This is a genomic window from Legionella bozemanae, assembly GCF_001648595.1.
GTDB lineage: Bacteria > Pseudomonadota > Gammaproteobacteria > Legionellales > Legionellaceae > Legionella > Legionella bozemanae.
In genome coordinates, this window is sequence record NZ_LBAW01000002.1 from 1 (window position 1) to 25,018 (window position 25,018).

Here is a 25,018-nt window from a genome sequence, read left to right on the forward strand (position 1 = left end):
AGGCTTATCCAGATTAAAGTGCTTTTGTTTTGAGGGTATTTTCATCTGGAGTAACCAGAGGTTCATTAAAAATTAGGGTAAATGAAGAGGTAACACAAGCGTACTTGTATTGAAGCAGTATGGACATATAGTTTGAGGTAATTGAGATTATATGGTCAAGAAGAGAAGCGCAAACGGTGGATGCCTTGGCAGTAAGAGGCGAAGAAGGACGTGGAATCCTGCGAAAAGCTCTGGTGAGCTGGAAACGAGCGTTTAACCAGAGATGTCCGAATGGGGGAACCCGGCCATGAGCAGTCATGGTCATCGTTAGCTGAATTCATAGGTTAACGAGGCGAACTCGGGGAACTGAAACATCTAAGTACCCGAAGGAAAAGAAATCAAGAGAGATTCTCCAAGTAGCGGCGAGCGAACGGGGAGGAGCCTGGTGTGATTTATAGTGTAAAGAAGTAGAACAACTTGGGAAGGTTGGCCATAGAGGGTGAAAGCCCCGTATATGCAGATTACATTAAGAACTAAGCACGCGAGCAAGTAGGCCGGGACACGTGAAATCCTGGTTGAATATGGGTGGACCATCATCCAAGGCTAAATACTACTTACTGACCGATAGTGAACCAGTACCGTGAGGGAAAGGCGAAAAGAACCCCGGAGAGGGGAGTGAAATAGAACCTGAAACCGTTTGCGTACAAGCAGTGGGAGCATGGCTTAGGCTGTGTGACTGCGTACCTTTTGTATAATGGGTCAGCGAGTTACTTTCAGTGGCGAGGTTAACTGAATAAGGAAGCCGTAGAGAAATCGAGTCTGAATAGGGCGCGAGTCGCTGTGAGTAGACCCGAAACCGGGCGATCTAGTCATGTGCAGGATGAAGGTTGGGTAACACCAACTGGAGGTCCGAACCGGGTAATGTTGAAAAATTATCGGATGACGTGTGACTAGGAGTGAAAGGCTAATCAAGCCCGGAGATAGCTGGTTCTCCCCGAAAGCTATTTAGGTAGCGCCTCGTGAATGATTGTTGGGGGTAGAGCACTGTTTCGGCTAGGGGGCTGTCATGGCTTACCAAACCGATGCAAACTCCGAATACCGGCTAATTGAATCACGGGAGACACACGGCGGGTGCTAACGTCCGTCGTGAAGAGGGAAACAACCCAGACCGCCAGCTAAGGTCCCAAAGTACTAGTTAAGTGGGAAACGATGTGGGAAGGCATAGACAGCCAGGAGGTTGGCTTAGAAGCAGCCACCCTTTAAAGAAAGCGTAATAGCTCACTGGTCGAGTCGGCCTGCGCGGAAGATGTAACGGGGCTAAAACTAGTCACCGAAGCTGCGGATGTGTACTAAGTACACGTGGTAGGGGAGCGTTCTGTAGGCTGAAGAAGGTGGATTGAGAAGTCTGCTGGAGGTATCAGAAGTGCGAATGCTGACATGAGTAACGATAATGAGGGTGAAAAGCCCTCACGCCGGAAGTCCCAGGTTTCCTGCACGACGTTAATCGGAGCAGGGTGAGTCGGCCCCTAAGGCGAGGCTGAAGAGCGTAGTCGATGGGAACCAGGTTAATATTCCTGGACTTTTTATAAGTGGTGAAGTGGGGACGAAGAAGGCTAGATGAGCCAGGCGTTGGTTGTCCTGGTATGTGCATGTAGGGGGATGGTTTAGGCAAATCCGGACCATTGTTAACTCTGAGGTGCGACATGGTGCTGACACTTCGGTGTACAGCGAAGTCATTGATGCCCGGCTTCCAGGAAAAGCTGCTAGCCATAACTTATAGAGAACCGTACCGCAAACCGACACAGGTGGACAGGTAGAGAATACTAAGGCGCTTGAGAGAACTCGGGTGAAGGAACTAGGCAAAATGGTACCGTAACTTCGGGAGAAGGTACGCCCTTTTTGGTGATACGCCTGCGCGTAGAGCTGGAGAGGGCCGCAGAGACCAGGTGGCTGCGACTGTTTATTAAAAACACAGCACTCTGCAAATTCGTAAGAAGACGTATAGGGTGTGACGCCTGCCCGGTGCCGGAAGGTTAATTGATGGGGTTATCTTCGGAGAAGCTCTTGATCGAAGCCCCGGTAAACGGCGGCCGTAACTATAACGGTCCTAAGGTAGCGAAATTCCTTGTCGGGTAAGTTCCGACCTGCACGAATGGCGTAACGATGGCCACACTGTCTCCACCCGAGACTCAGTGAAATTGAAATCGCTGTGAAGATGCAGTGTACCCGCGGCTAGACGGAAAGACCCCGTGAACCTTTACTATAGTTTTGCACTGGACTTTGATGATGACTGTGTAGGATAGGTGGGAGGCTAAGAAGTAGGCACGCTAGTGCTTATGGAGCCGACCTTGAAATACCACCCTGTTGTTATTGAGGTTCTAACTTAGTCCCGTAATCCGGGATGAGGACAGTGTATGATGGGTAGTTTGACTGGGGCGGTCTCCTCCCAAAGAGTAACGGAGGAGCACAAAGGTACCCTCGGTACGGTCGGACATCGTACCAAGAGTGTAAAGGCATAAGGGTGCTTGACTGCGAGAGCGACGGCTCGAGCAGGAACGAAAGTTGGTCTTAGTGATCCGGTGGTTCTGAATGGAAGGGCCATCGCTCAACGGATAAAAGGTACTCCGGGGATAACAGGCTGATACCGCCCAAGAGTTCATATCGACGGCGGTGTTTGGCACCTCGATGTCGGCTCATCACATCCTGGGGCTGAAGCAGGTCCCAAGGGTATGGCTGTTCGCCATTTAAAGTGGTACGCGAGCTGGGTTTAGAACGTCGTGAGACAGTTCGGTCCCTATCTGCCGTGGGCGTAGGAAAATTGAGAGGAGCTGCTCCTAGTACGAGAGGACCGGAGTGGACGAACCTCTGGTGTACCGGTTGTCACGCCAGTGGCATTGCCGGGTAGCTAAGTTCGGACGGGATAACCGCTGAAAGCATCTAAGCGGGAAGCCTCCCTCAAGATGAGTTTTCCCATGAAGCCCGTTGAAGACTACGACGTTGATAGGCAAGGTGTGGAAGCGCAGTAATGTGTGAAGCTAACTTGTACTAATTGGCTGATTGTCTTGACCATATAATCTGAGTTACTTCAGAGTGACTGATTGAATACAAGGGCATCTAGGTTGGGTAACCCTCAGCCTAAATGCTGAAATATATGTGAACTCTTTATTTACCTAATGCATGATTCGGGTATAATACGCCCATTGTTCATGCAAACCAGTTTTCCTGGCGACCATAGCGGTTTGGAACCACCTGATTCCATCTCGAACTCAGAAGTGAAACGAACCCGCGCCAATGATAGTGTGAGGTCTCCTCATGTGAAAGTAGGTCATCGCCAGGGTTTTATTCTTAGAAAGCGGCTTTAGAGCCGCTTTTTTTTTCAGCTTTATATTGCTATAAAAACTATAAATGATACGCAGTATTCAGGCCGTTTTCCTATGAGCATTGTGAATTGAGATAAATTCTTGCCTGCTTTTTAATTTAGTTTCCTATAGTTACTGTTATTTCTTGTAAAGTTTAATAATTGATTTTTATTTGACTTTAGTTTAAGTTAATCTTATTTAAGGATAGGTTGTAGTTTATGTTAGTCCAACGAATTTTGGATTTTATTCAAACTTTAGAAAGGGAAGGCAATCTCAGTTCATGTGATGCAAAGTTACATGAATGTCTTTTTGAGCGTTTTTCTAAACGAATAGCAGGTGACGATTTAACCCGTGATGACTTTTTTTACCTTCTTGCTTGCTATAAAAGCCGTTGGGAAGCAATTGTGGATCGTGACGATGATTACACACGTAATCCCTCGACTATTAATCAACACTGGATCGATTTGGCTAAAGAACTTGCTCCATTAGTGAAGATTAATTATTTAAAAATTCTGATACCAACTTTGGTAAATGAAAAAGATTTAAATGATTTTTCATCGCTTGATGAAACCGTAAATCTCTTTAACTTTTATCTAGGCCATGGCGAGAAGACTTTATATAGAAAATTGAGCTTTTGCAGGCACTTAGAAAGCTGGCAATTTGAGCTATCGACCTACAGAGCAGATAAAAAATTAAGTGTTGTTACGGTAGATGAATTGGCTCGTCTCAAATTATGCAAACAAACTTCACGAGAAGTAAGCGTAAATTCTGAACCATTCAAAAACTTTTGGGATCTTATGCGCAAAAAAGTCTTTGTTAGGTTAAGAAATCGGGGCCATATGCCTATAGCATTTTTGCCTCATTTACTGGAGTTAATCGAACAATACTATTCTTTAAAAGAGAGGGGTTTAGATTTTACACACTTCAAAAAAGAAATTAATAATCTTTTCCGACGCTTATATGATTATAATTTGGCTGATGTAAATTTCTTGTACGGCACGAAAATTGAGTATAAAGAAAATGAAGAATACCTGTTGGATTTATTTATCGCACTTCATACTGCGAATAGTTATGATGAGATAAATTATGAAATGCAAACGCTCGGTAAATGGCTATTTGCATTTAATTCAGATTTAAAAGCTACAAGTAAGGAATTACAACCTGTTTACCAGGATCGGGCCGAAAAAATTGCAGAAAAACCATTCATTAAAACAGATGCTTTTGTGAATTGCTGCAAGCTGCTTGTTTCTCTATTTACTACTCAATTTGAACTTTCGTTTTTTTTCACGCGGCAAACGCATAGTTTATGGGATAAAAAAGCCAACGTTTTTCCAGAGGCATATGGGATTTTTACGGTTTTGCTACCCCTTATCGCAGCAAATAAGCCTAAAGCTTTGGAAGACGCTTATGAAGAAATTATCCAGGATATTATTATTCCTGCACGTAGAGATAATAGTTTTTATACATGGTTTACTCGTTATCAACCGACAATTAAATGGTTGGAGCTTGTTCAAGATTGTAAGTTAAACGAACTTGGTGTTCATTGGTTTGAGCCCGAGTTGTTATTTAATGCATTGCAGCTTTTTGATACAAGAAATCCGTCAGTTCAAATGCGTATTAATCATTTATTAGATGACATCATTCAAACTTACGCTCAACACCAAAATGAGCTCATGAAGCAGTTTCGTGTTAATATCTTATTTACTGAATTTCTCAATGGATTAAGTGAATACCATTCTAAGCGATTATTAATTTTAATTAAATTATGTGATTTAGAAAGGGCAAAGTCCCAATTTCTCAGTAATTGCACCAAACATATCAATGCACAAATAGCTCAATTGAGTCAAAGTACTGAAAGTTCATCGTTATGCTTTTTCTCTCGTATCCGTAATAAATCAGAAAGGGTAGATTTATTTAAATTGCCCGAAAAAGCAAAAGATGTTGAATCAATGATTGTTGAGTATAAAACTCAATTATCTGATCTCTCTGTTGAACCCAGGAAAGCAGAGAATATAAGTACCTACTTATTTAAAATAGGCCAACCTATTTTAACTGTAACGCAAAAGGAAAAGGCTAAGAATAGCGGCAGACCCATTCTTGATTATATAGGTCAATATACGTAACGATTTTAAAGTTCTAAATGGAATAATGGTGAGCAGGCAGTTAACTTGCCATTATAGATTTTTGCTTTACATCCGGGACTCAAATGGTCAGTGTTGGGCTGCAAGAAGGTTTTATTTAGTATATTGTGCGCAAAGCTTGATAAAATTTTCGTATCGTTTTTCTGAAATCAAGCCGTCATTTTTTGCTTTAATAATGGCACAATGCGGGGTGTCTTTATGGGTGCAATTACGAAATTTGCATTGCGGCAAGTAGGGTCTAAACTCAGGGTAACCGCGCACGATTTCAGCAGTATCTATATGCCATAAGCTAAATTCCCTTACTCCAGGAGAGTCAATTAAAGCCCCGCCACTAGGTAAATGGTAGTAGCGAGAATTGCTCGTAGTATGCCGACCTAATTCTGATATTTCAGAAATTTCATTAATTGAGATATTTTGTTCGTGAGGCAGGATGCTCGAAATAAGCGAAGATTTACCTACCCCAGATTGACCTACAAAAACACTGATTTGATGATTTAATCTATGTTTGAGTTGCTCTAAGCCCTTAGGAGAGTGTTTATTAGTCAGTAGAATGGGATAATTAAGATTTCCATAGTCTAGAAGTAATTGTTCTTTAAGCGATTCACAGGGTAAGTCAGTTTTATTTAATAAAATTATTGCCTGCAAGTGCAGGGTTTCCGCCATAACTAAATAGCTATCAAGCAATGGCCAGGATATTTCTGGTTTTGGTGCGATGACGACTATGAGTTGTGTGATATTAGCAGCAACAGGTTTTATCAGCCCTGAACTGGTTGGTTTTGCCAAGACACTGCTTCGTGGATATAGGCTGACTACTACACCTTGATTAACGCCCTCTGCTTGCCAAATTACCCTATCCCCGGCTACTACTGTTTCCAGATTAGGTCTGATGGAACAATGAATCTGTTTACCCTGATTGTCTTCGACTACAACGTGCTTGCTAAAGCGAGTAATAACTAAACCATCAACCAGATCACCATCACTTTTTTTATTTTCATGATAATTTTGTTGAATTTTTTCAATACGGGCAGATTGTTGTTTAGTAATACGTCTTTTACTCATGGTTCTGATCTATATTATAATTATTAAAAATATCCTTAGCTCAGAGAGAAAGCCAGAGCTAAATAATCAATACAGTATGAAGGTAAATTAAATTTAATGAAAGTCTACTTGGTGGGTGGTGCTGTTCGTGATCAATTATTAAATCTTCCAGTAAAAGAGCGCGACTGGGTTGTTGTTGGTTCTAGTTCGGATGAATTATTGGCAAAAGGATTCAGAAAAGTTGGCCGTGATTTTCCAGTTTTTTTGCATCCTAAGACCAGTGAGGAATATGCTTTAGCACGAACCGAAAGAAAATCAGCTTCTGGATATTATGGTTTTTCCTGTGATTTTGATAAAACTGTAACTTTGGAAGAGGATTTAGTACGTCGTGATTTAACAATTAATGCAATAGCTCAAGATGAAGAAGGGCAGCTCATTGATCCCTTCAATGGCAAAAAGGATATAGAGGCTAAGTTACTCCGTCATGTATCTCCAGCTTTTGTAGAAGATCCTGTACGTGTGCTGCGTGTTGCTCGTTTCGCCGCACGCTTTCATCATTTAGGTTTTAAATTAGCTGATGAAACACGTGCATTGATGTATACCATGGTTCAACGAGGTGAATTGGCTCATTTGGTGCCCGAACGTGTTTGGCAAGAATGGCAAAAAAGTCTGGGGGAAAAAAATCCAGAACAATTTATTGCTACCTTGCGTTCCTGTGATGCATTGCGTGTTATTTTGCCTGAGCTTGATGCACTGTTTGGTATCCCTAATCCTTATCGCTACCATCATGAAGTAGATACTGGAATTCATACTTTGCTGGTTTTACACGCTGCAGTGACTTTAACTGCAGATCCTGTGATACGTTTTGCTGCATTAGTTCATGATTTAGGTAAGGCTTTATCACCAGCAAACAATTGGCCAAGCCATCATGGCCATGAAGAACGAGGTGTTCCTATTATTGAGGCTTTGTGTTCTCGTTTACGGATTCCCAATGATTATCGTACTCTCGCAACTATGGTTTCACGATTTCATTTGAATATTCATCGTTTATCTGAGTTGCAAGCCAGTACCATTGTAAGACTTTTAGAACAATGTGATGCATTCCGCCGCCCACAACTCTTTTATAATATGTTAATTGCTTGTGAATCTGACGCAAAAGGCTGTGGCCGAGATATTGAGTACCGGCAGAGTAAATTATGGAGTTACTTGCTCACTGAGTGTGCTAAAGTGAATAGCCAAGCGATTATTGCTGAAGGTTATAAGGATGATGCAATTAAACAAGCCTTGCATCAAAGACGAGTGGCTTGTGTAGAACTGATACTAAACTCCTGGAAGACAAATGAAAAATAATCAAAATTTAATTTGGATAGATTTGGAAATGACAGGACTTGAGCCTGAAAAAGATAGGATCATTGAGCTTGCTACGGTGGTAACTGATCCCCATTTAAATATAATTGCTGAAGGACCAGTCTTTGCTATTTCTCAACCTAAAGTGTTGCTGGATGGAATGGATTCCTGGAATACCAGACAACATGGACAATCTGGTTTAGTCAATCGAGTTTTGCAAAGTCAAATCAGTGAGGCGCAAGCAGAGCAATTAACCATTGAATTTCTAAAGCAGTATTTGGATAAAGGTAAATCGCCAATGTGCGGTAACAGTATATGTCAGGACAGGCGATTTTTGTATAAATACATGCCAGATCTTGCTGCATTTTTTCATTACCGAAATTTGGATGTGAGTACATTAAAAGAATTGGCCATACGTTGGAGACCTGAATTGCTAAATGGGGTGGTTAAAGAATCAAAACACCTTGCATTAGACGATATTAAAGATTCCATTGCAGAATTAGTATATTATCGTCACCATTTTATAAATTTGCCGGATGTAACAAAATGACACAAAGAGAGCGATTAGAACTACCTAACAGTGCAGATAAATTGTTATTGCATTCATGTTGTGCACCCTGCTCTGGTGAGGTTATGGAAGCGCTTATCAGTTCAGAAATTAATTTCACTATCTTTTTTTATAATCCGAACATTCACCCTGTTCAAGAATATGAAATCAGAAAAAATGAAAATATTAATTTTGCACAAAAACACAATATTCCATTTATTGATGCGGACTATGACAAAGATAATTGGTTTGCTCGGGCTAAGGGTTTGGAGTGGGAACCTGAGCGTGGTAAACGATGCACCATGTGTTTTGATATGCGTTTTGAACGCACAGCATTATATGCTCACGAACATGGTTTTCCTGTGATCAGCAGTTCTTTGGGAATTTCACGCTGGAAAGATATGAATCAAATTAATGATTGCGGCATTCGAGCTGCGAGCAAATATCCCAATCTGGAGTATTGGACTTATAATTGGCGCAAAAATGGGGGTTCAGAACGCATGTATGAAATTGCCAAGCGCGAAAAATTTTATAAACAAGAATATTGTGGATGTGTGTATTCTTTACGCGATACAAATGCTTGGCGTAAACAAAAAGAGCGTAATCGAATAAAAATCGGCATTAATTATTATTCGGAAGAGCAAAAAGATGAAGGAGCGTTATGAGTACGCACTCACATGGTGGTGGTTCACATCATCATCACGGGCAACAGCATACTGCTACGTATAATAAAGCGTTTATTATTTCCATAATAGCCAATGGCCTTTTTGTACTCATACAAATTGTTTTTGCCTACTTATCTAATTCGACCAGTTTGTTGGCCGATGCGTTTCACAATTTGGGTGATGTTTTAGGTTTAATTTTAGCCTGGATTGCTACAGTACTTATGAAACGCGCACCTACGATGAAAGCAACTTATGGTTTAAAAAAAATATCCATTCTCTCCGCGTTGGCAAATGGGATTTTGTTAGTCTTTACTTGTGGAATTATTGCCACCGATGCTGTTTATAAATTATTTTCACCATCAGAGGTCCAGGCTTTATCCGTGATGATTGTCGCAGGTATAGGTATTGTAATTAATTCAACCACTGCTTTATTGTTTGCTCATGGTTCTGAGGACTTAAATATTAGAGGAGCTTATTTACATTTATTTTATGATGCCTTAGTTTCAGTTGGCGTGGTTTTGTCAGCGGCATTATTGTATTGGACTGGTTGGCTTTGGATAGATCCTGTAGTCGGTTTGTTGATTGCATTAATTATGCTTAAGGGCACCTGGAGTTTATTTGCAGGGAGTTTCAGATTAATTATAGATGGCGTGCCAGACAATATTTCCTGGACGGCTGTGAGCGATTTTCTATTAAACAAACCGGGTGTAAAAGGATTCCATGATTTACATATTTGGGCACTTAGTACTCAGGAAAATGCGATGTCAGTCCATTTACACATGCCTGATGAAGAACTTTCTGATGCATTAAGGGCAGAATGGGTTAAACAATTACGTCATGAATTTAATATTCAACATGTAACAATTCAAGTAGAAAAAACTAAGACAGATTGTAATGATGCATGTCATCAACCAAAGTTCTTATAGATAAGTATCAGAGGTCATTGCTGGCTTTCAGCTTGAGATATCATTACTTTTTTAATTTGTTTAATCTGTAGACTCCAACGTCCCGCGGCTTGTCCGCAGGATCCAGAGATATACAAAATTGCAAGGTATTTTTGTTATTTCAAGATCATAGTGGATCCCGCGGACAAGCTGCGGGACGTAGGGGATGGAGAAATTTAGCCTTAAAAGGTGAGAGTACCTCAGGCTGAAAACCCAGTTTCTTTTGGGTGCCAAAGTATTTTTCTTTAAGTTGATGCCCTAGGCTCAGCACTTACGATATAAATTTAGGTTTCTTTGGTGATTAACTCTAATCCTTGCTTATAACTTTTACATGCGAGTGATTCTTCGCCAAGCTTTTCATGCAACTGTCCTTGAATTTTGTAGGCTAAAGAGCTAGGTTCGATCTCATTTGATTTTTCAATATAATATTTGGCTTTGCCCCACAGTTGTTGTTTCATACAGATTTGCCCTAAACATAAATAAAGTGCTGCTGAATGCGTATTTTTTTTGAGTAATCCCTCAGCAAAAGCCAATTGCTTTTCATTAGATGGTAATGCGCTATAAAGTCCAATCAATTGGGGGTTAAGATCTTTACGCAATGCACGTTGCAGCAGATTACTCGCGGTAGTATAGTCCCCTTTTTTTAATAAGAAACGTACATATTCTGCGATAATATTGGGCTCATTAGCCAAAGGTTTAGGAATTGAATGAAAAAAAGCATCCACAACTTCTGCTTGATTTTGCTTTACCAGGTCAATAAGCCTTTGTAAATAAGCATTATATTGTAATAACTCAAATTCCTGTTGATTCACAACCTGATGCTTTTTTAAATCAGGCAAAATAGTTATAAGTTGCGGCCAGTCTTTTACTTCTTGATAAAGCTGCATGATTAGTTTTAAAACGTAAGGATGGCGTGGTGCTATATCATGTAAATGTTTTAAGGTCGCCAGGGCTTGTTCCCATTGATGGTTTGCCAGTTGCAACTCTGCTTGCGTTAATTCAACAGCAATTTTAGCTTCTGGCATTGAGTGCTGGGCTTCACGCAAATAGTCATCACGTAATTGATTGTCCCCCATTTTTTGCGCTGCTCGAGCTGCTGTTAAATAATTGAGTAGCGGCGTATCGGTATTAGGTAATGCCTGAATCAAATGATTTTTTGCTTTTAACCAATATCCCTCACTGTATTCAATTAAACCTTTTCGAGTAATTGCTTGTGCTTTTTGCGCCAGTCGTTTCGAATGCCATTGAGTTAATGCACTTGGGGTATGCGAAATCTTTTGACATAAGCGAAGAAGAAAATACAAAACAATAAATAAAATAATAATACCAAAGACAGCTACCCAGACGGTTGTTTCAATGGTCCAATGGTTGATTGCAATTAATACATAGCCTGGATCTTTATTAAGTTGAACTCCTAAAGCTACAGCACCGAGTAAAATCAAAAAAGCAAAGAGAAGACGCATCATTATTGATTTCCTCCTTGTTCGCTATTTATGGATTGGTTTGCTGAAGTTTTTTGGGTATCAATCAATTCATTGAGCATAGGAAGTGCAGAGCCTATACGGGGTCTTTTTTGAGTGATATTTGTTTGTTGCAACTCAGTGAGTTTTTTGATTAAAGCGGCCGTGTTTGGCGTATTTGCATTAAAGTTCGTTTTAAGACTGTCAATTGCCTGTTTTAGAACCAGTTGATAAACAAAAGGTTCATTATTTAGAATTGCCCATTGTGCTTCTTGAAGATTAAGCCGGAGTTTTTCCTTAAGTATGGCTTCGAATGCGGGGGATATAAGTGGTTTAATTTCCTGCTTATGACGTCGGATCACAACAAGTTTTTCCAGTACATTCATACTGTTTTGTAAGCGAGTGCGCCAAGTGGGTGAGTTATTTGCTGGCGATGTTGTATTTTCTGTTGAAGTTACCTTTTCACTTACCGGTAATGGAACACCCAAATTATTAATGCTGCTTTGTGCTGCATCCAGTTGGCTAAGCAATCCAGCAATATCCACAGAGGGTAGGGCCTGGGTTTGGGCTATATCTTTAGCGACTGCCTGCCGTATATCCAAAATTTTAGGACCATTTAATTGTTTTAAGAGCTGATCTGCTTGTCTTAACAATGCTATTGTGGAGTCCGCTCCGTTACTCCAATGTGCATTGATTTGCGCTAATTCAAGGTAGTAACGTGCTTTAAGAAGAAGCCAGTCCTGATTTTGATAGAACTGTTGGTTCATTGCATTTTGTAATTGTTTGCTTAAATTTTCAAATTTGGTTTGTAATTGTTTTTGTATTTCTTCAGCATTATTTGTTTTTGCATTGATCAGCTCTTGAGCTTGATCTTGTTTTTGTTCTAGTTGTTGTAGGTGTGTGGAAAAATTATTTTGCACTTCACTTAATTGATCGTGCAATTGTTTGTTCAGAAAAAAGGTATATGCAGCGAGGCCAAGCGCGACGAAAGCAATAAGGCAGCTTAATACAAATATTAGATATTTATTTTTACAAACAGGGGAATTACTTTTGGGTTTCGTCTTTTCAGTAGGTGTCGCGTTGACTGCTTTTTTTGCTTTTTGTATTTGTTCTTCTTTGCCGCTTGCCATAAATTAATCCTTGTTTCTATAGTCAAACAATGTATTCATTACCCGATTAGGAGTGCATACTCTAATATTTCTTATTTTCATTGAAGAGGCAATTTGAGCCAGCCGCTCACTAATTATTAGCCATTTTTTATTGCGAAGCCAATCATGGGCTTCTTTATCAAACAGTTTAAAAAGGTTATGCAAAGACTGTTCGCTTGTTAACAGTATAATGTCCACTAAATCATCGCGCCATATCGATTCAATAAATTGACGGCTTATTTGAGGAATAACCCTTTGATATACTTTGAGAGTAATCAGTTTGGCTCCTCTTTGCATCAATTGTTCCTCAATGAGAGGTCTACCTCCCTCACCCTTAAATAGTAGCACGTTTTGTTTTTCTGGTTGTTGTAATGTTTTTAATGCCAACAAATGTTCACTGTCAGGCACCTCAGGAACTGCACTCACACGTATGCCGAATTTTTGCAGTGCCGCTGCACTACCTTGACCGATTGCAATGACTTGAATCGAAGATGGCCATTTAATATGTCGCTGGTTTAATTGAGTAAAACAATAATAAACCGCATTCGCGCTAATAAAAATGGCTTGATCCACTTTTTCTAAATTAGGTAATGAATTGATCCAATTGCTGTTTGCTGCTTCAATTTTTAAAGTTGGTAGTTCAATTGCTACTCCTCCTGCCGCACGAATACTTTGGCTCAATTGACGTGCTTGCTCTCGTGGGCGAGTATTTAAAATGCATAAACCGTGAAGTGAGCTGCTCATCGTGGAACTGATGCAAGAAGGTTTGCTGCACCTTGTGCCAGCAAGGATTGAGCACAACGCTCAGCCATGCTGGTCGCTTGCTCTATTGGGCCGGTTTGCGTACTTGTGATGATTTGTGATCCATCAAGGGTTAAAATTTTCGCGTGCAAAGAAAGTTGCTTGTTCTCTATTGGAGCGCAAAAAACTGCTAAAGGCACATGACAATTACCGCCAAGAAGAGCGTTAACTCTTCGTTCTGCGTGGACACAAATAGAAGATATGGGATCATTGAGTTCCGTAATGAGCGTTTGGATTTCATGATCATCGCTTCTGCATTCGATTGCTAAGGCGCCTTGACCGCACGCAGGAAGCATAATTTGTGCTGATAATTGTTCGGTTATGACATCAGTGAATCCCATACGCTCAAGGCCCGCAGCAGCAAGGATAATTGCGTGATACTCTCCTGATTTGAGTTTTTCAAGTCTCGTATTAATATTACCTCGTAAGGATTTAACATTTAAATCTGGTCTGTAAGCTAATAATTGCGATTGTCGTCTAAGGCTTGATGTACCAACAATAGATTGGGCAGGCAGCGTTTGCAACTCGTTGTATTGGTAGCTGACTAAGACATCGAAAGGATTGTCTCTTTTACAGATCGCGGCCAAGTTCAGGCCTTCAGGAAATTCCGCGGGCATATCTTTTGAAGAATGAACGGCAAAATCAGCTCTTTTATCCAATAATGCTTCTTCTAATTCTTTCACAAATAATCCCTTGCCCCCAACAGCCAGAAGCTTATCTTTGAGAAATTTATCTCCAGAGGTAGTCATGGGTAATAATTCAATCTGCAGATTCGGCCATTTATTTAATAATAAATCTCGAACATGATTGGCTTGCCATAAAGCAAGTGGGCTTTGACGCGTTGCTATACGTAATGTTCTTGAGACCATAGAATACCGCATTTTGGAACGAATGCAGTATCATACTATGTTCATTATAAGGATGCACGCACAGAACGAGCGATAAAAGCATCCTAAGAGGCTACATCATGAGTCTGGATTTTTTAGTTGCACCCAATCCTCGGGGGGTATGGCGACGCTTTAGCCTGGCTGCAGAACATGAATATTATTTACAGCTGTCATAAAGAGCATAAGGTTTTTGTTTATAATAAGCCCAGTAACGGTCTCCATAAGACCAATGCCAGTATTCATTGCGATAATTAACGAAACCAACAGCCTCCAAGGCTTGACTCATGATTTTGCGGTTTTGCTTTGCTTCTTCGCTAATAATCTCTGAGGCAGTTAGTGAAAGAGAGCCATCTAAATCCTCCATCCAATCTTTGGGATGAATTCCCATTTCAATGGCCTCTCTTTGCTCATTGATTAAATATACATCAATTGCCGCGCCCGTTGAGTGCGGCGGGATATTGGGCGAACCGTCTTGATTAATTACTGGGGAAACCATGCGTGTTGTTTCAGTGAAAACCTGTTCATATGACCATTCAGGATGTTTGTTCTTAACTTTCTCATAACGTGTGTCAAAGAGCGATTTTTGTAATGTCAGACTCCGATAACTTTCATACAAACAAAAACGCAATCCTTTAGGCAACAAGAATTGGGCTTGTTTTAATTTCTCATAAACCGTGTTTCGCATTTTTGTGTAATCAGTATTGTTTGGTATTTCCGGAGATGGACCATAGCTAATTTCTTGAAGACCCACTAAATCAACCATAGGCTCGTGATTATCCATCACCGGAATAGTGACTATTTTCCGATCTGCAATGAGCAAAATTGAGTCCAACTCAATGTAATCTGACATTTAAGGTCCTTATAACATTACTTATTTTTTTGCCATTGATGCGAAGAAATCTACTGCATTTTTTCTTATTTCCTCATCGGTTAGATCTCGAGTATGCGTGGCAATCATCCAGGAATAGCCAAAAGGATCTTTAATATGTCCGGCACGATCTCCCCAGAACATATCAGCTACAGGCATTGTTATTTGGCCACCGGCAGCTACCGCCTGTTGGAAAACGGAGTCTACGTCAGCAACATAAATAAAAAAACCGATTGGCGAGTTGCCAAGGGTCTCCGCGCTTTTGGTACAATTGTCTCCTTCCATTTCATCACCTATCATCATCATGGAGCTGCCAATCTGGAGGTGGGCATGCATAATACCTTTTCCATCCAAAGAGGGGAAAACATGCAGTGCTTTGGCATCAAATGCTTTTTTATAAAACTCAATCGCTTTCGCACAATCTTTAAAAGTCAAAGTCGGAGTTACAGTATGAAAGCCTTCAGGAATTGCTTGGACCATGTTTTATCTCCATAAAATTTTGGCTAGAAGAGCCATTAGACCTCTTTCCAAACTCTGCTGAGGAAGTGCCTTGTTTCGTCGATACGGTGCTCAAATCCTTATGTACTTGTGTGTACATTCCGGTTCTCTGCTTCGTGTCCCCCCAGCGAGTTTGGAAAGAAGTCTATTATAATCTTATGAGAACAAAATGATAGGGTCTGTTTCCATTCTACTGTCTTGGGCCAAACTATCCTGATTTTTTGTGCTGCTATGCTCGCATACTCCATGTATGCTGGGCAACGGTACTCTCGAAAATCTGACCATTTGGCTCCAGCTCAATGCAAACAGATCCTGGTTTTTAATCGTGCTGGAAAAAAAATTCACTTCTAGGTATCATGTCAAATTATTATCAGACAGGGTAAATGGATCTGATTATTGAACATAAATCAGCACTTTTTGCCTATTTGTCACGCATAAAGCGCTGGATATGGTCATTTTGATTTTATTTATCATCCTAGCTAGATACGTTTACCCTGTATTCTCATGAGGTGTCTGGGCATGAAGTTGCAGTTTTTGATATCATTGTTTTGTTGTTCATTTGCTCTGTATGCAAGTGATGAATTGCAGCAACGAGAAATTCAATTAAGAATTCAACCAGTAGGAACAGTTACTGTACAAGGCCAGGCTCAAGATAATAAAGCAATGAGTAATGCCGCGACAAAAACAGAGCCCGGACAAGAAACATACCAACAATATTGTATTGTATGTCATCGAGATGGTCTCGCGGGGGCGCCAAAGTTCAGAAATGAACAGGATTGGAAACCGCGTTTATCAGGGAGAGAATTAAATGATTTGCTTGCTTCTTCAATTAAAGGTTTGAATGCCATGCCTTCAAAAGGAACATGTATTAAATGCAGTGATGATGATCTTAAAGCGGCTATATCCTATATGTTGCCAAAATCATGAGAAAAATTACTTATAGAAAAATTCAAACCTTTAATGCAATGCTGACTTTGTTTGTATTGTTTGCTTCTTTTTATTTTCAATATGTGGTTGGCCTCACGCCATGTCCTTTATGCATCATGCAGCGTGTCTGTGTTTTTTTGTTGTTGGCCGTTATGGGGTTAAGCTTTCGAACTTTAAAGAGGGCGCGTATTATCAGTTTGCTGCAAATCATCATTGCCTGTGCCGGACTCTATTTTGCTTTACGCCAACTATGGTTGCAGTCTTTACCAGCAGGTGAAGCGCCTGCCTGTATGCCAGGACTGGATATTCTAATTCGTTATTTTCCCTGGCAAACGGTATTAAAAACTTTGTTTTGGGGAACAGGGGATTGTGCTGAAGTCAGTTGGCAAATGTTAGGAATCTCGATGCCGGGATGGTGTGCTTTGTACTTTTTATTCATGGCTCTCATGGGATGTTTTTTGTTTTGGAACACTCGAAAAAGCGTGCTTCATATATGATAATTTATAATCTCTGGGTGCTTTGTAGCCTGAGCCCATTTCGTTTTGTCCAGGCCATCATCAGTATTTAAATTGTTGTTGAGGTATTGAACTGCAGATTTCGCCCAACAGTGCCTTCGTGTTCTTCCACTGCTTGCGATAAATGAGACCGGGACTGATTTTTTTCCGGATAAGCGAAACGAAGCATCTGATTTTTAAAATGAGCGATGCGAGCAGCTGATTCTGGTGATTGCGGTAAGCTGATTTTCTGCACTAGTTCCAATAAAACATGACGTGGTTGATGACAGACGATCAACATATCGCAACCGGCTTTAAGCGCTTCCTCTGCGCGAGTCATTAAATTGCCTATATCAGCACCTGTCATACTCAGGCAATCACTTAGAATTAAACCTTTAAATTCCAATTCATGGCGTAAAATCTTTTGCAGCCAAATTGTTGAAAAACCAGCTGGCTTATCTGCATCAATTGTTTTATAAGTTACGTGAGCGGGCATCACAGCGCTCAGTAAGCCTTTCTGGATAAGCTCGATAAAAGGCTTCAAATCTTTAATTTTCAATTCATCCATCGAAGCAAGAGAAACAGGCATCGCAGTATGTGAATCAGTACCAATGGAACCATGGCCGGGAAAATGTTTGGCAACCGCAGGCATCCCTGCGGCATTCATGCCTTCAATAAAAGCACTTGCCAAAGCAATAATGACCTCAGGATTAGAGTGAAAAGCGCGATCCAAACGTGCAATGACAGGACTTCTATCATGGAGATCAAGGACCGGAGCAAGACTTAAATCAACACCAAACGCTAATAGATCTTTAGCCATAATTTCGCCATATTGTCTCGCAAGACGGATGCCCACTTCCGGGCTTAGATCATATACATCGCCATAAACGCGAGGAGCAGGCAGGGCGCGAAATCCCTGGCGCAGAAAACGTTGCACAAAACCACCCTCATGATCGGTCGTTATAAAAATACCAGGATTGATTTCGCGGATTTCATGAATTAAGTGTTCCAACTGCAGTGGATTTGTAAAGTTACGAGTGAAAAGAATCACGGAGCCGACATTAGGATGTTTTACAATTTCCCGTTCAAGATCTGAAAGTTCAGTATTTTCGATATCAATCATGAATAAATGAGAATTTGAACTGGACATATAATGTGTATCCTTTTTAGAGTTTGGATGAATAAGACCATGCTTCCTCGGTTTTTTGCCGATGATATCATAGATTAGATTTCTTTCGAAACTTTACTGTAGCGGCAATGGCCTTGTCGATGCAGCGAATCCTCTTTTCTCCTATTTGGGGAGTCCTCAAGCATAACGCGCGGTACGTAGGGGGGTAAATTTCGCGGGGATCGCTCAGGGATAAGCCGTGGGGTGTAGGTATCAAGAGACTGCTCAGGTGACTGCAAATATATGCCAATTTTTTCTCCTCGCACTTTACTCACTACAGTGAGTTGAGAAAGAAGTCTATTGATTCATGATTCACATGACTAACGCTGGTAATCTGAGTTTGACTTAGCTATCATCGGCTTTTTTGAACTATTTTTAGCAAATGAAAACCTTTTCTTGTGACGTGTTGTATAAGCACTCAGCTACCCAGGCACGGGTGACACGTGTCACTACTGCTCATGGTGAATTTATTACACCAGTTTTTATGCCGGTTGGTACACGTGCCGGTGTCAATAATATGACCCCTGTGGAATTGCGTGATGCACACAGTCAAATCATTTTAGGAGGTAATACTTATCATATGTTGTGTGCCCCAGGCATGGAAGTCATCGAAAAAGCAGGCGGTATGCATCCTTTTATGGGGTGGCACGGACCTATGTTAACGGATAGTGGTGGCTTTCAAGTTTTTAGTTTGTCCAAGAATAAAGAAATCTGTACTATTGATGAGGAGGGGGCGCATTTTAGGTTGCCAGGCAGTGAGCGATTAATTCACATGACCCCGGAAATGTCTTTGGAAACCCAAAAAATTATTGGTGCCGATATTATTATGGCTTTTGATCAGTGCACTCCAGACAGTTGTACTAAAGATGAAGTAAGTCATATCATGACGCGTACGCATCGTTGGTTAAAACAATCCATGCAATACCATCAACAATATCCCAACTCGCGATATGGTTATGAGCAAGCGCTTTTTGGTATTATTCAAGGGGGTACTTTTAAAGATTTACGCCGTGAAAGTGCGGATTTTGTATCTTCCATGAATACTGAAGGCATTGCAATTGGCGGTGAAACCATCGGTTTTGATATGAAAACCACTGTTGAAGTTATCCGATGGGTACGCGATTACCTACCAGAGAATAAACCGCGGTATACCATGGGCGTTGGCATGTCGCCCCAAGACCTTTTAGACGTCGTTGCCGAAGGAATTGATATGTTCGATTGTGTTGCTCCTACACGTAATGCACGGCATGGGTCTTTATATTGTGGTGAGTTAATTCGCGAAGGTAATTGGTTACGTTTTGCCAGTGAGTATGAGAGTGAACGAATTCAAATAAAAAAATCATGTTTTGCTGATGATATGTCGCCAATTATGGCACAATGTTCGTGTTATACTTGCCTTAATTATTCACGGTCTTATTTGCATCAACTAGCAAAACAAAAAACAAATTTATTTACCGCATTAGCAAGTATTCATAATGTTCATGTAATGCACGATGTTTGTGATAAAATGCGTGAGTTGATAATGAGTGAACGTTCGAACTAAAAGGCAGCCATGCCATTTACGTCGCATAACGCGTGTTATCCTGTAAAAAGCAAAGTCTTTTTATATGCAGAACCATCAATTAATTTAAAAAATGACAGGAGATATAATGGTTGTAATTAGCACATCTAAAGGTGATATTCATCTACAGTTAGATACAGAAAATACTCCGACTACAGCAGAAAATTTTCTTAAATATGTGCGCAGTGGTTTCTATAATAATACAATTTTCCATCGTGTTATTGCCGGTTTTATGATTCAAGGCGGTGGGCTTGATTCAAATATGAAACAAAAATCGACTAACGAACCGATTAAGAATGAAGCAAAGAATGCGAAACCAAATAAACGCGGTACTATCGCAATGGCACGAACTATGGATCCGCATTCTGCAACGGCACAATTTTTTATTAATGTTGCTGATAATGCATTTTTAAATTACAGCGGCGAACACATGCAAGGATATGGATATTGTGTATTTGGCGAAGTGGTTGAAGGTATGGATGTTGTAGATGCTATTGCCAAAGTAAAAACTGGACAAAGCATGGGACATGCTGATGTACCCGTTGAAGAAGTGAGTATTCTTGAAGTTAAAGAAATTTAAGTGTGCTTAACTATCTCGCCTACTCTCCACGACTTGTCCCTGAGAGAACCACGCGAAATTTTATCCCCCCTACGTACCGCGCTTTATGCGCAGTATCCAGAGGATGTTTATTAAGGCACAAAAGGTTCTGATTAGGATGGGCCATTGTTCTGTATACTGCGTATAAAGCGCGGTACGTAGAACGTTGAGTATCGTTTATTTAAAAACATAAAGTGACATTCAAGTTTCGCGTGGATCGCTCAGGGCATGTCCGCGGGGTTCAGTGTTTTAGCGCAGATCTTTGGATCCTGCAGCAGATAATCCCGCGAACAAGTCATGGGGGCGGAACGTAGGAACAACCTCTGGGTTTTTCAGAGATGTGTAGAAGATTCAGATGAAAGCAACCAGGCATTCTAGGATTTCCTTCTGCGTTTTTTGATGCTTTCCGAATAATCAAATATCGGTATTTCAATATGGAAAAAAATGGCTAATAGGCGCGTGGTAAAAATACTGATTAGTGTGATGATTACATTAATATTTTCCGAAATATGAAAATAGTCGAGCGTGATAAACAGTACTGCGCCAGCCAAAGCAATGACGGCATAAAGCTCCTTTCTTAATACCAATGGAATATCATTGCATAAAATATCTCGTAACATCCCCCCACAAATACCGGTGATCATCCCGCTAATGACGGCAATGCTTGGTGATAAACCATGATTTAGTGCTTTTTGAGTGCCGATGATCACAAAAGTAGATAGTCCCAGTGCATCAAGGATTAAAAATATTTTCATGATTCGAATCAATGAGTGTGCAATAAATATGGTGAGGAAAGCAAATAATGATGTATAAAGTAAGTATTCAGGATGAATTACCCAGGTCAGAGGATACGTGTTAAATAGAGCATCCCGTACAGTACCGCCGCCTAATGCAGCAATGCAGGCAATCAGCATGACACCAAAAAAATCCATTTTTTTGCGACCGGCAGCTAATGCGCCTGTGATCGCTTCAACACAAATACCTATGATGAAAAGACAATGGAGTAACATATAAGCTCAGTGTGTTTTTAAAATGCAATAATACCACTATTAGGTCAATGGTGAAATATGTTGTTAGGTAACGCTAATCTTGAGAGAAGAGTTGAGGCTTTATGAGCCTGCATAGGACAAGTTTGGTATTACACTCCCTGTGAATAACTAAAATGTTTCACTGTAGATAAAGCCAAGTCAATGATTTTTTTAGACTGTTCTTCATCTGCATTAATTAGGCTGACATCATTGATTAATTCCATTAAAAAATTAGGTATCTCCTGCTCCAGTAGCGTTCCGTTATAAAGACATGATGCTTTGGTGAAAATATAGTGAAGCAGATTTTTATTAATTGATATTTTTTTTGGGGTAATTCCCTGATCATTATGGGAGTCCCCAAATAATAACCATCCTGGTGAAACATGAATTTTTACTGCGATTTCTCTTAATTTAACAGGATCAGGAATGGCCTCACCGCGGAGATACTTACGACAAATTTGTACTGAATAGCCTGTAATTTCCGACAGCTTATGGATGCAGACACCAGAAGTAGAGCGTTGCGAATTAAATCCTGCCGCGATCATTGCATCACGCAAACGGTCAGCGAACTGTTTTGCTAGGTTAACTTTTTCCATGATGATCCAAGCCAAGTTTTAAGGATATGAAGTATAACAAATCGATATAAATTATGCAAAAAACGGATTTTTAGAAACTAAAAGTTTCTATTAGAAATTATTTGTTGACTTTAGAAACTAAAAAATTATAATGTCGCCGAACCCCAAAGGAAAAGGGGTTCTACTAGCCTTAAATAAAGGTAATTCGTGATATACGATGGAACACATATCACATATAGTACAGTCCAATAAAAAAAGTGGCATACTCATAGCGGTAACCTCGCAATATCATGGCTTGAATGGTTCCCCTCTATTCGAGCCTTTCTAGCAAACTCAAAAGAGAGAGCCATTCCAAGCGAATCTGGGCTGCAAAAAGTAATTCGTTAGAGTGTGTTTTATCTTTGAAGGTCACGAAAAGTTATTGAAGTCGCGACTCCTGGCCATATTTTGTATTTTTAAAATTATGTGAATTTTCTTTATTATCCTGTAACTAGGTAGTTTGAATATTGATAATGAAGGAAAGAAAAATGCTGGAATTACTGAAGATGGCTTAATGATTACATTTCCATTTTTTTGTTTCTTTGATTAGTCAGGTCTCGTAGACAAGATGAACGAGTGTTAATACGGATAAAAAATAAACTTTGATTCCTTTTAAATGTCTTTGAGCAGATTAACCAATAAATTAATTGAGTTAGCCAGAATTATTTGTTCCTTTTCATCTAAAGAACGAAGATTTTCATTAAGGCGATTATGTAAAAGGTAGGGGGCGGCACGAACAAAATCTTTTCCCTTTTCGGTGATATCAATATAAATAATACGACGATCCTTACGGTCTCGTGTACGAAGAACAAATTCTTTTTCTTCCAAGCGATCGATCACACCCACTAAGGTGCTCATAGATAAATACACTTTTTTAGATAAGCTAGAGATGGTCATAATTCCATTTTCATAAATTTCATACAAACATGCGATTTGCGGTATGGTTAAACCATAACATTTATTTAAACGTCTGGAGTGAAAATCCATTTGCTGCATGATTTTGCGCAAGGCAAGAATAATACTTTTAGAACGCAGTTCAGATTGTGTTTGCAGATCAATCTTTTGATCCGTTTGATTCTTTTCAATAGTGCTCATGGATGGTCTTATAAAAAATTCAAGGTTGAAATTGAATGCGTTAACCATTAGTATCTGAAATGATTTGTATACGAATCATTTCATCAGATATGAATGTTTAAGGGTATATTTATTGTACATCACTATTAAATCTAACTATATAGAGCTCCTCAAAAATATGCGAAGAGGAGACTTTCCCATGCTATTTCCAATAATAAAAAGAAGGATTAACTATGCAAAGTCAATTCAACGAATCCTTATCAACGCAACATCCAGATACTACTCAATCATTAGCGGCTTCAGAAGATGAAATTCTTTTTAACAGTAATGGAATATTAACTTTGGGTGTAGAAATAGAACTACAACTCATTGATGCTGAAACCTACAATTTATGCTCTCGAGCAGAAGATGTTTTAAATGCTGTGTCTCATCTTGAGAAGATCAAGCCGGAATTCTATTTAAGTACTATTGAAGTAAATACATCCAAATGCAGTTTGGTGCAAGAAGTTGAAGACGATCTTTATGCAACACTTTTTGAGCTTCAGCATGTTACGAAAAAATTGGGCATTTTACTGGCAACAACGGGCTCTCATCCTTTCTCAAAATATGCCGATTGGGTCATCTCGCCGACAGCTCGTTATCAAGATTTAATTGATCGCAATCAATGGCTTACACGTCGTATGAGCGTATATGGCTTGCATGTGCATCTAGGTATGTCGAGCGGGGAAGAGTGCATACGGTTTAATAATTTTTTCATGTATTTTTTGCCTCATCTATTGGCGTTGTCTTCCAGCTCTCCTTTTTGGCAAGGAATTGACACGGGACTTGCTTCGTGTCGCCCTACTACTTATGAGGCTCTTCCTACAGCAGGCCAGCCCTATCATGTTCGTTCATGGCAGGATTTTGAATACTTGTATAAGACGCTTAGATCATGTGGTTCTATAAAATCACTTAAAGATTTATGGTGGGACCTAAGACCAAGTCCTGGTTTTGGGACTCTGGAACTTCGTGTATGTGATGGCGCGGCAACACTTGCGGAAACATTGGCGCTCGTTGCATTGATTCATGTTCTTGCTCATTGGTTTGCCGATAATGGGAGTTGGCTTGAATCAGTTGCCTACCCTCCTTATTGGCTTGCTCGGGAAAATAAATGGAGGGCGATTCGTTATGGTTTGGATGCTGAATTAGTCATGAATACGGATGGTAAAATCAAATTAATGCGCGACGATTTGCAGGAGTGGTTTGAGAAATTAAAGCCATACATCGAGCAACTTGATTATCAAACCTATTTTACAACGCTTCAGGCTATTATGGATTCAGGAACAAGCTCCGAACGACAACGGAAAGTATTTGCCTATAACAATTGTTTTAAAGAGGTGGTGAAACATAATGTAAGCGAGTTTTTACTGCAAGTACCACTCTATAGACGTGAACTGGCGATTTCTTGAAAGAAAAATAATTAAAGCGAGCAAAGTAGTTGAGCCTAGTGGGCAACCCGCAAAACCTGCTGGATTTTTAAATTTTTGCTTACCGCAGAGATGAATACTGCAATCATAAAAAAATTTAAAAGACCGGTGTCTGCAGCGCCATTAAATGCCACTACGTATTCAATTGCTTTTTCTAGGTTAAATGATTGCTTTGTAATGCCACCTTATTATATACTTCATCCCAATGTATATGCAGGTCGTTTTATAGGCACGTAGCTCAGTGGTAGAGCACCACCTTGACATGGTGGTGGTCGGTGGTTCGATCCCACTCGTGCCTACCATGCAAATAAATCGTATTCCAGGAGCGCCCGCTTTCACTTGGGATGATGATTGACTCCTCTTAAATTAAGTTTTAAGCCCTGCCATGCAGGGTTTTTTTTTGAAA

21 protein-coding genes, 1 tRNA gene and 2 rRNA genes are annotated in these 25,018 nt (G+C 40.1%); 13 read left to right on the forward strand and 11 right to left on the reverse strand.

The annotated features are described in order from the left end of the window. Positions 1-153: 153 nt before the first annotated feature. The 3 genes from A8O27_RS02185 (at position 154) to A8O27_RS02195 (ending at position 5,461) form a co-directional block, all read left to right on the forward strand. Positions 154-3,049 (forward strand): 23S ribosomal RNA (locus tag A8O27_RS02185). Positions 3,050-3,200: 151 nt separating this feature from the next. Continuing rightward, positions 3,201-3,316 (forward strand): 5S ribosomal RNA (rrf, locus tag A8O27_RS02190). A gap of 240 nt (positions 3,317-3,556) precedes the next feature. Next, the gene (locus A8O27_RS02195) at positions 3,557-5,461 is read left to right on the forward strand and encodes a hypothetical protein (RefSeq protein WP_058457958.1); all 1,905 of its coding nucleotides are present in this window, start codon (positions 3,557-3,559) and stop codon (positions 5,459-5,461) included. Positions 5,462-5,572: 111 nt separating this feature from the next. Here A8O27_RS02195 and rsgA read toward each other — a convergent pair whose 3' ends face one another. Next, positions 5,573-6,538, reverse strand: a complete 966-nt coding sequence (rsgA, locus tag A8O27_RS02200; RefSeq protein ID WP_058457959.1) for a small ribosomal subunit biogenesis GTPase RsgA — start codon at positions 6,536-6,538, stop codon at positions 5,573-5,575. A 96-nt stretch (positions 6,539-6,634) separates the two neighbouring features. Here rsgA and A8O27_RS02205 point away from each other — a divergent pair, with 96 nt between their 5' ends. From A8O27_RS02205 to A8O27_RS02220, 4 genes are read left to right on the forward strand one after another with little or no spacing between them, the layout of a single operon-like run. Next, a complete protein-coding gene (locus A8O27_RS02205; protein WP_058457960.1) occupies positions 6,635-7,867 on the forward strand; it encodes a multifunctional CCA addition/repair protein in 1,233 nt (410 codons plus the stop codon). After that, entirely contained in the window at positions 7,857-8,414 is a 558-nt protein-coding gene (orn, locus tag A8O27_RS02210; protein WP_058457961.1) for an oligoribonuclease, read from the forward strand. Before A8O27_RS02205 ends, orn begins: the two co-directional genes overlap by 11 nt. Then, positions 8,411-9,076, forward strand: coding sequence for an epoxyqueuosine reductase QueH (locus tag A8O27_RS02215; protein WP_058457962.1), 666 nt, complete (start codon positions 8,411-8,413; stop codon positions 9,074-9,076). The genes orn and A8O27_RS02215 overlap by 4 nt, the downstream gene beginning before the upstream one ends. After that, positions 9,073-10,002, forward strand: a complete 930-nt coding sequence (locus A8O27_RS02220; RefSeq protein WP_058457963.1) for a cation diffusion facilitator family transporter — start codon at positions 9,073-9,075, stop codon at positions 10,000-10,002. The genes A8O27_RS02215 and A8O27_RS02220 overlap by 4 nt, the downstream gene beginning before the upstream one ends. Positions 10,003-10,304: 302 nt before the next feature. Here the strand turns inward: A8O27_RS02220 and A8O27_RS02225 are convergent, their stop codons facing one another. From A8O27_RS02225 to A8O27_RS02250, 6 genes are all read right to left on the reverse strand, one after another. After that, a complete protein-coding gene (locus A8O27_RS02225; protein WP_058457964.1) occupies positions 10,305-11,486 on the reverse strand; it encodes a heme biosynthesis HemY N-terminal domain-containing protein in 1,182 nt (393 codons plus the stop codon). Next, complete coding sequence (locus A8O27_RS02230; RefSeq protein ID WP_058457965.1) at positions 11,486-12,610, reverse strand: uroporphyrinogen-III C-methyltransferase; 1,125 nt, start codon at positions 12,608-12,610, stop codon at positions 11,486-11,488. Before A8O27_RS02230 ends, A8O27_RS02225 begins: the two co-directional genes overlap by 1 nt. A 3-nt stretch (positions 12,611-12,613) precedes the next feature. Further along, complete coding sequence (locus A8O27_RS02235) at positions 12,614-13,372, reverse strand: uroporphyrinogen-III synthase (RefSeq protein WP_058457966.1); 759 nt, start codon at positions 13,370-13,372, stop codon at positions 12,614-12,616. After that, the gene (gene hemC, locus A8O27_RS02240) at positions 13,369-14,298 is read right to left on the reverse strand and encodes a hydroxymethylbilane synthase (RefSeq protein WP_058457967.1); all 930 of its coding nucleotides are present in this window, start codon (positions 14,296-14,298) and stop codon (positions 13,369-13,371) included. Before hemC ends, A8O27_RS02235 begins: the two co-directional genes overlap by 4 nt. Before the next feature lie 175 nt (positions 14,299-14,473). Then, a complete protein-coding gene (locus A8O27_RS02245) occupies positions 14,474-15,166 on the reverse strand; it encodes a M15 family metallopeptidase (protein WP_058457968.1) in 693 nt (230 codons plus the stop codon). Between the two features lie 21 nt (positions 15,167-15,187). Further along, on the reverse strand, positions 15,188-15,664 hold the full coding sequence (locus A8O27_RS02250; RefSeq protein WP_058457969.1) for a VOC family protein: 477 nt from the start codon (positions 15,662-15,664) through the stop codon (positions 15,188-15,190). 537 nt (positions 15,665-16,201) lie between these two features. Between A8O27_RS02250 and A8O27_RS02255 the strand changes: the two genes are divergently transcribed. Beyond that, positions 16,202-16,609 carry a c-type cytochrome gene (locus tag A8O27_RS02255; protein WP_058457970.1) on the forward strand — a complete coding sequence of 136 codons (408 nt, stop codon included), beginning with the start codon at positions 16,202-16,204 and terminating at the stop codon, positions 16,607-16,609. Further along, positions 16,606-17,106, forward strand: a complete 501-nt coding sequence (locus tag A8O27_RS02260; RefSeq protein WP_058457971.1) for a disulfide bond formation protein B — start codon at positions 16,606-16,608, stop codon at positions 17,104-17,106. Before A8O27_RS02255 ends, A8O27_RS02260 begins: the two co-directional genes overlap by 4 nt. 67 nt (positions 17,107-17,173) lie before the next feature. Here A8O27_RS02260 and nagZ read toward each other — a convergent pair whose 3' ends face one another. Then, the gene (nagZ, locus tag A8O27_RS02265) at positions 17,174-18,253 is read right to left on the reverse strand and encodes a beta-N-acetylhexosaminidase (RefSeq protein ID WP_058457972.1); all 1,080 of its coding nucleotides are present in this window, start codon (positions 18,251-18,253) and stop codon (positions 17,174-17,176) included. Between the two features lie 400 nt (positions 18,254-18,653). On the opposite strand from nagZ, the gene tgt reads away from it, so the two are divergent. Together tgt and A8O27_RS02275 are read left to right on the forward strand one after the other, a co-directional pair. Continuing rightward, positions 18,654-19,814: a tRNA guanosine(34) transglycosylase Tgt gene (gene tgt, locus A8O27_RS02270; protein ID WP_058457973.1), complete on the forward strand. Its 1,161-nt coding sequence runs from the start codon at positions 18,654-18,656 to the stop codon at positions 19,812-19,814. Between the two features lie 106 nt (positions 19,815-19,920). Continuing rightward, positions 19,921-20,412, forward strand: a complete 492-nt coding sequence (locus A8O27_RS02275) for a peptidylprolyl isomerase (protein ID WP_058457974.1) — start codon at positions 19,921-19,923, stop codon at positions 20,410-20,412. A 392-nt stretch (positions 20,413-20,804) separates the two neighbouring features. Here the strand turns inward: A8O27_RS02275 and A8O27_RS02280 are convergent, their stop codons facing one another. The 3 genes from A8O27_RS02280 to A8O27_RS02290 form a co-directional block, all read right to left on the reverse strand. Further along, the gene (locus A8O27_RS02280) at positions 20,805-21,440 is read right to left on the reverse strand and encodes a trimeric intracellular cation channel family protein (RefSeq protein ID WP_058457975.1); all 636 of its coding nucleotides are present in this window, start codon (positions 21,438-21,440) and stop codon (positions 20,805-20,807) included. A 128-nt stretch (positions 21,441-21,568) separates the two neighbouring features. Then, positions 21,569-22,054: a helix-turn-helix domain-containing protein gene (locus A8O27_RS02285; RefSeq protein WP_058457976.1), complete on the reverse strand. Its 486-nt coding sequence runs from the start codon at positions 22,052-22,054 to the stop codon at positions 21,569-21,571. A 630-nt stretch (positions 22,055-22,684) separates the two neighbouring features. After that, entirely contained in the window at positions 22,685-23,167 is a 483-nt protein-coding gene (locus tag A8O27_RS02290; protein ID WP_058457977.1) for a MarR family winged helix-turn-helix transcriptional regulator, read from the reverse strand. Positions 23,168-23,379: 212 nt separating this feature from the next. Here A8O27_RS02290 and A8O27_RS02295 point away from each other — a divergent pair, with 212 nt between their 5' ends. Together A8O27_RS02295 and A8O27_RS02300 are read left to right on the forward strand one after the other, a co-directional pair. Then, positions 23,380-24,594, forward strand: a complete 1,215-nt coding sequence (locus A8O27_RS02295) for a carboxylate-amine ligase (RefSeq protein ID WP_058457978.1) — start codon at positions 23,380-23,382, stop codon at positions 24,592-24,594. Positions 24,595-24,839: 245 nt separating this feature from the next. Further along, a tRNA-Val gene (locus A8O27_RS02300) sits at positions 24,840-24,914 on the forward strand. Positions 24,915-25,018: the final 104 nt, after the last annotated feature.

Bases quoted from the DNA above. Each gene is read 5' to 3' on its own strand.
- A8O27_RS02225 (WP_058457964.1), bottom strand. From the start codon at position 11,486: ATGATGCGTCTTCTCTTTGCTTTTTTGATTTTACTCGGTGCTGTAGCT.
- A8O27_RS02290 (WP_058457977.1), bottom strand. From the start codon at position 23,167: ATGAGCACTATTGAAAAGAATCAAACGGATCAAAAGATTGATCTGCAA.
- rsgA (WP_058457959.1), bottom strand. From the start codon at position 6,538: ATGAGTAAAAGACGTATTACTAAACAACAATCTGCCCGTATTGAAAAA.
- A8O27_RS02285 (WP_058457976.1), bottom strand. From the start codon at position 22,054: ATGGAAAAAGTTAACCTAGCAAAACAGTTCGCTGACCGTTTGCGTGAT.
- nagZ (WP_058457972.1), bottom strand. From the start codon at position 18,253: ATGTCCAGTTCAAATTCTCATTTATTCATGATTGATATCGAAAATACT.
- A8O27_RS02215 (WP_058457962.1), top strand. From the start codon at position 8,411: ATGACACAAAGAGAGCGATTAGAACTACCTAACAGTGCAGATAAATTG.
- hemC (WP_058457967.1), bottom strand. From the start codon at position 14,298: ATGGTCTCAAGAACATTACGTATAGCAACGCGTCAAAGCCCACTTGCT.
- A8O27_RS02220 (WP_058457963.1), top strand. From the start codon at position 9,073: ATGAGTACGCACTCACATGGTGGTGGTTCACATCATCATCACGGGCAA.
- A8O27_RS02280 (WP_058457975.1), bottom strand. From the start codon at position 21,440: ATGTTACTCCATTGTCTTTTCATCATAGGTATTTGTGTTGAAGCGATC.
- A8O27_RS02245 (WP_058457968.1), bottom strand. From the start codon at position 15,166: ATGTCAGATTACATTGAGTTGGACTCAATTTTGCTCATTGCAGATCGG.
- A8O27_RS02205 (WP_058457960.1), top strand. From the start codon at position 6,635: ATGAAAGTCTACTTGGTGGGTGGTGCTGTTCGTGATCAATTATTAAAT.
- A8O27_RS02235 (WP_058457966.1), bottom strand. From the start codon at position 13,372: ATGAGCAGCTCACTTCACGGTTTATGCATTTTAAATACTCGCCCACGA.
- A8O27_RS02230 (WP_058457965.1), bottom strand. From the start codon at position 12,610: ATGGCAAGCGGCAAAGAAGAACAAATACAAAAAGCAAAAAAAGCAGTC.
- A8O27_RS02295 (WP_058457978.1), top strand. From the start codon at position 23,380: ATGCAAAGTCAATTCAACGAATCCTTATCAACGCAACATCCAGATACT.
- A8O27_RS02255 (WP_058457970.1), top strand. From the start codon at position 16,202: ATGAAGTTGCAGTTTTTGATATCATTGTTTTGTTGTTCATTTGCTCTG.
- A8O27_RS02275 (WP_058457974.1), top strand. From the start codon at position 19,921: ATGGTTGTAATTAGCACATCTAAAGGTGATATTCATCTACAGTTAGAT.
- A8O27_RS02260 (WP_058457971.1), top strand. From the start codon at position 16,606: ATGAGAAAAATTACTTATAGAAAAATTCAAACCTTTAATGCAATGCTG.
- orn (WP_058457961.1), top strand. From the start codon at position 7,857: ATGAAAAATAATCAAAATTTAATTTGGATAGATTTGGAAATGACAGGA.
- A8O27_RS02195 (WP_058457958.1), top strand. From the start codon at position 3,557: ATGTTAGTCCAACGAATTTTGGATTTTATTCAAACTTTAGAAAGGGAA.
- A8O27_RS02250 (WP_058457969.1), bottom strand. From the start codon at position 15,664: ATGGTCCAAGCAATTCCTGAAGGCTTTCATACTGTAACTCCGACTTTG.
- tgt (WP_058457973.1), top strand. From the start codon at position 18,654: ATGAAAACCTTTTCTTGTGACGTGTTGTATAAGCACTCAGCTACCCAG.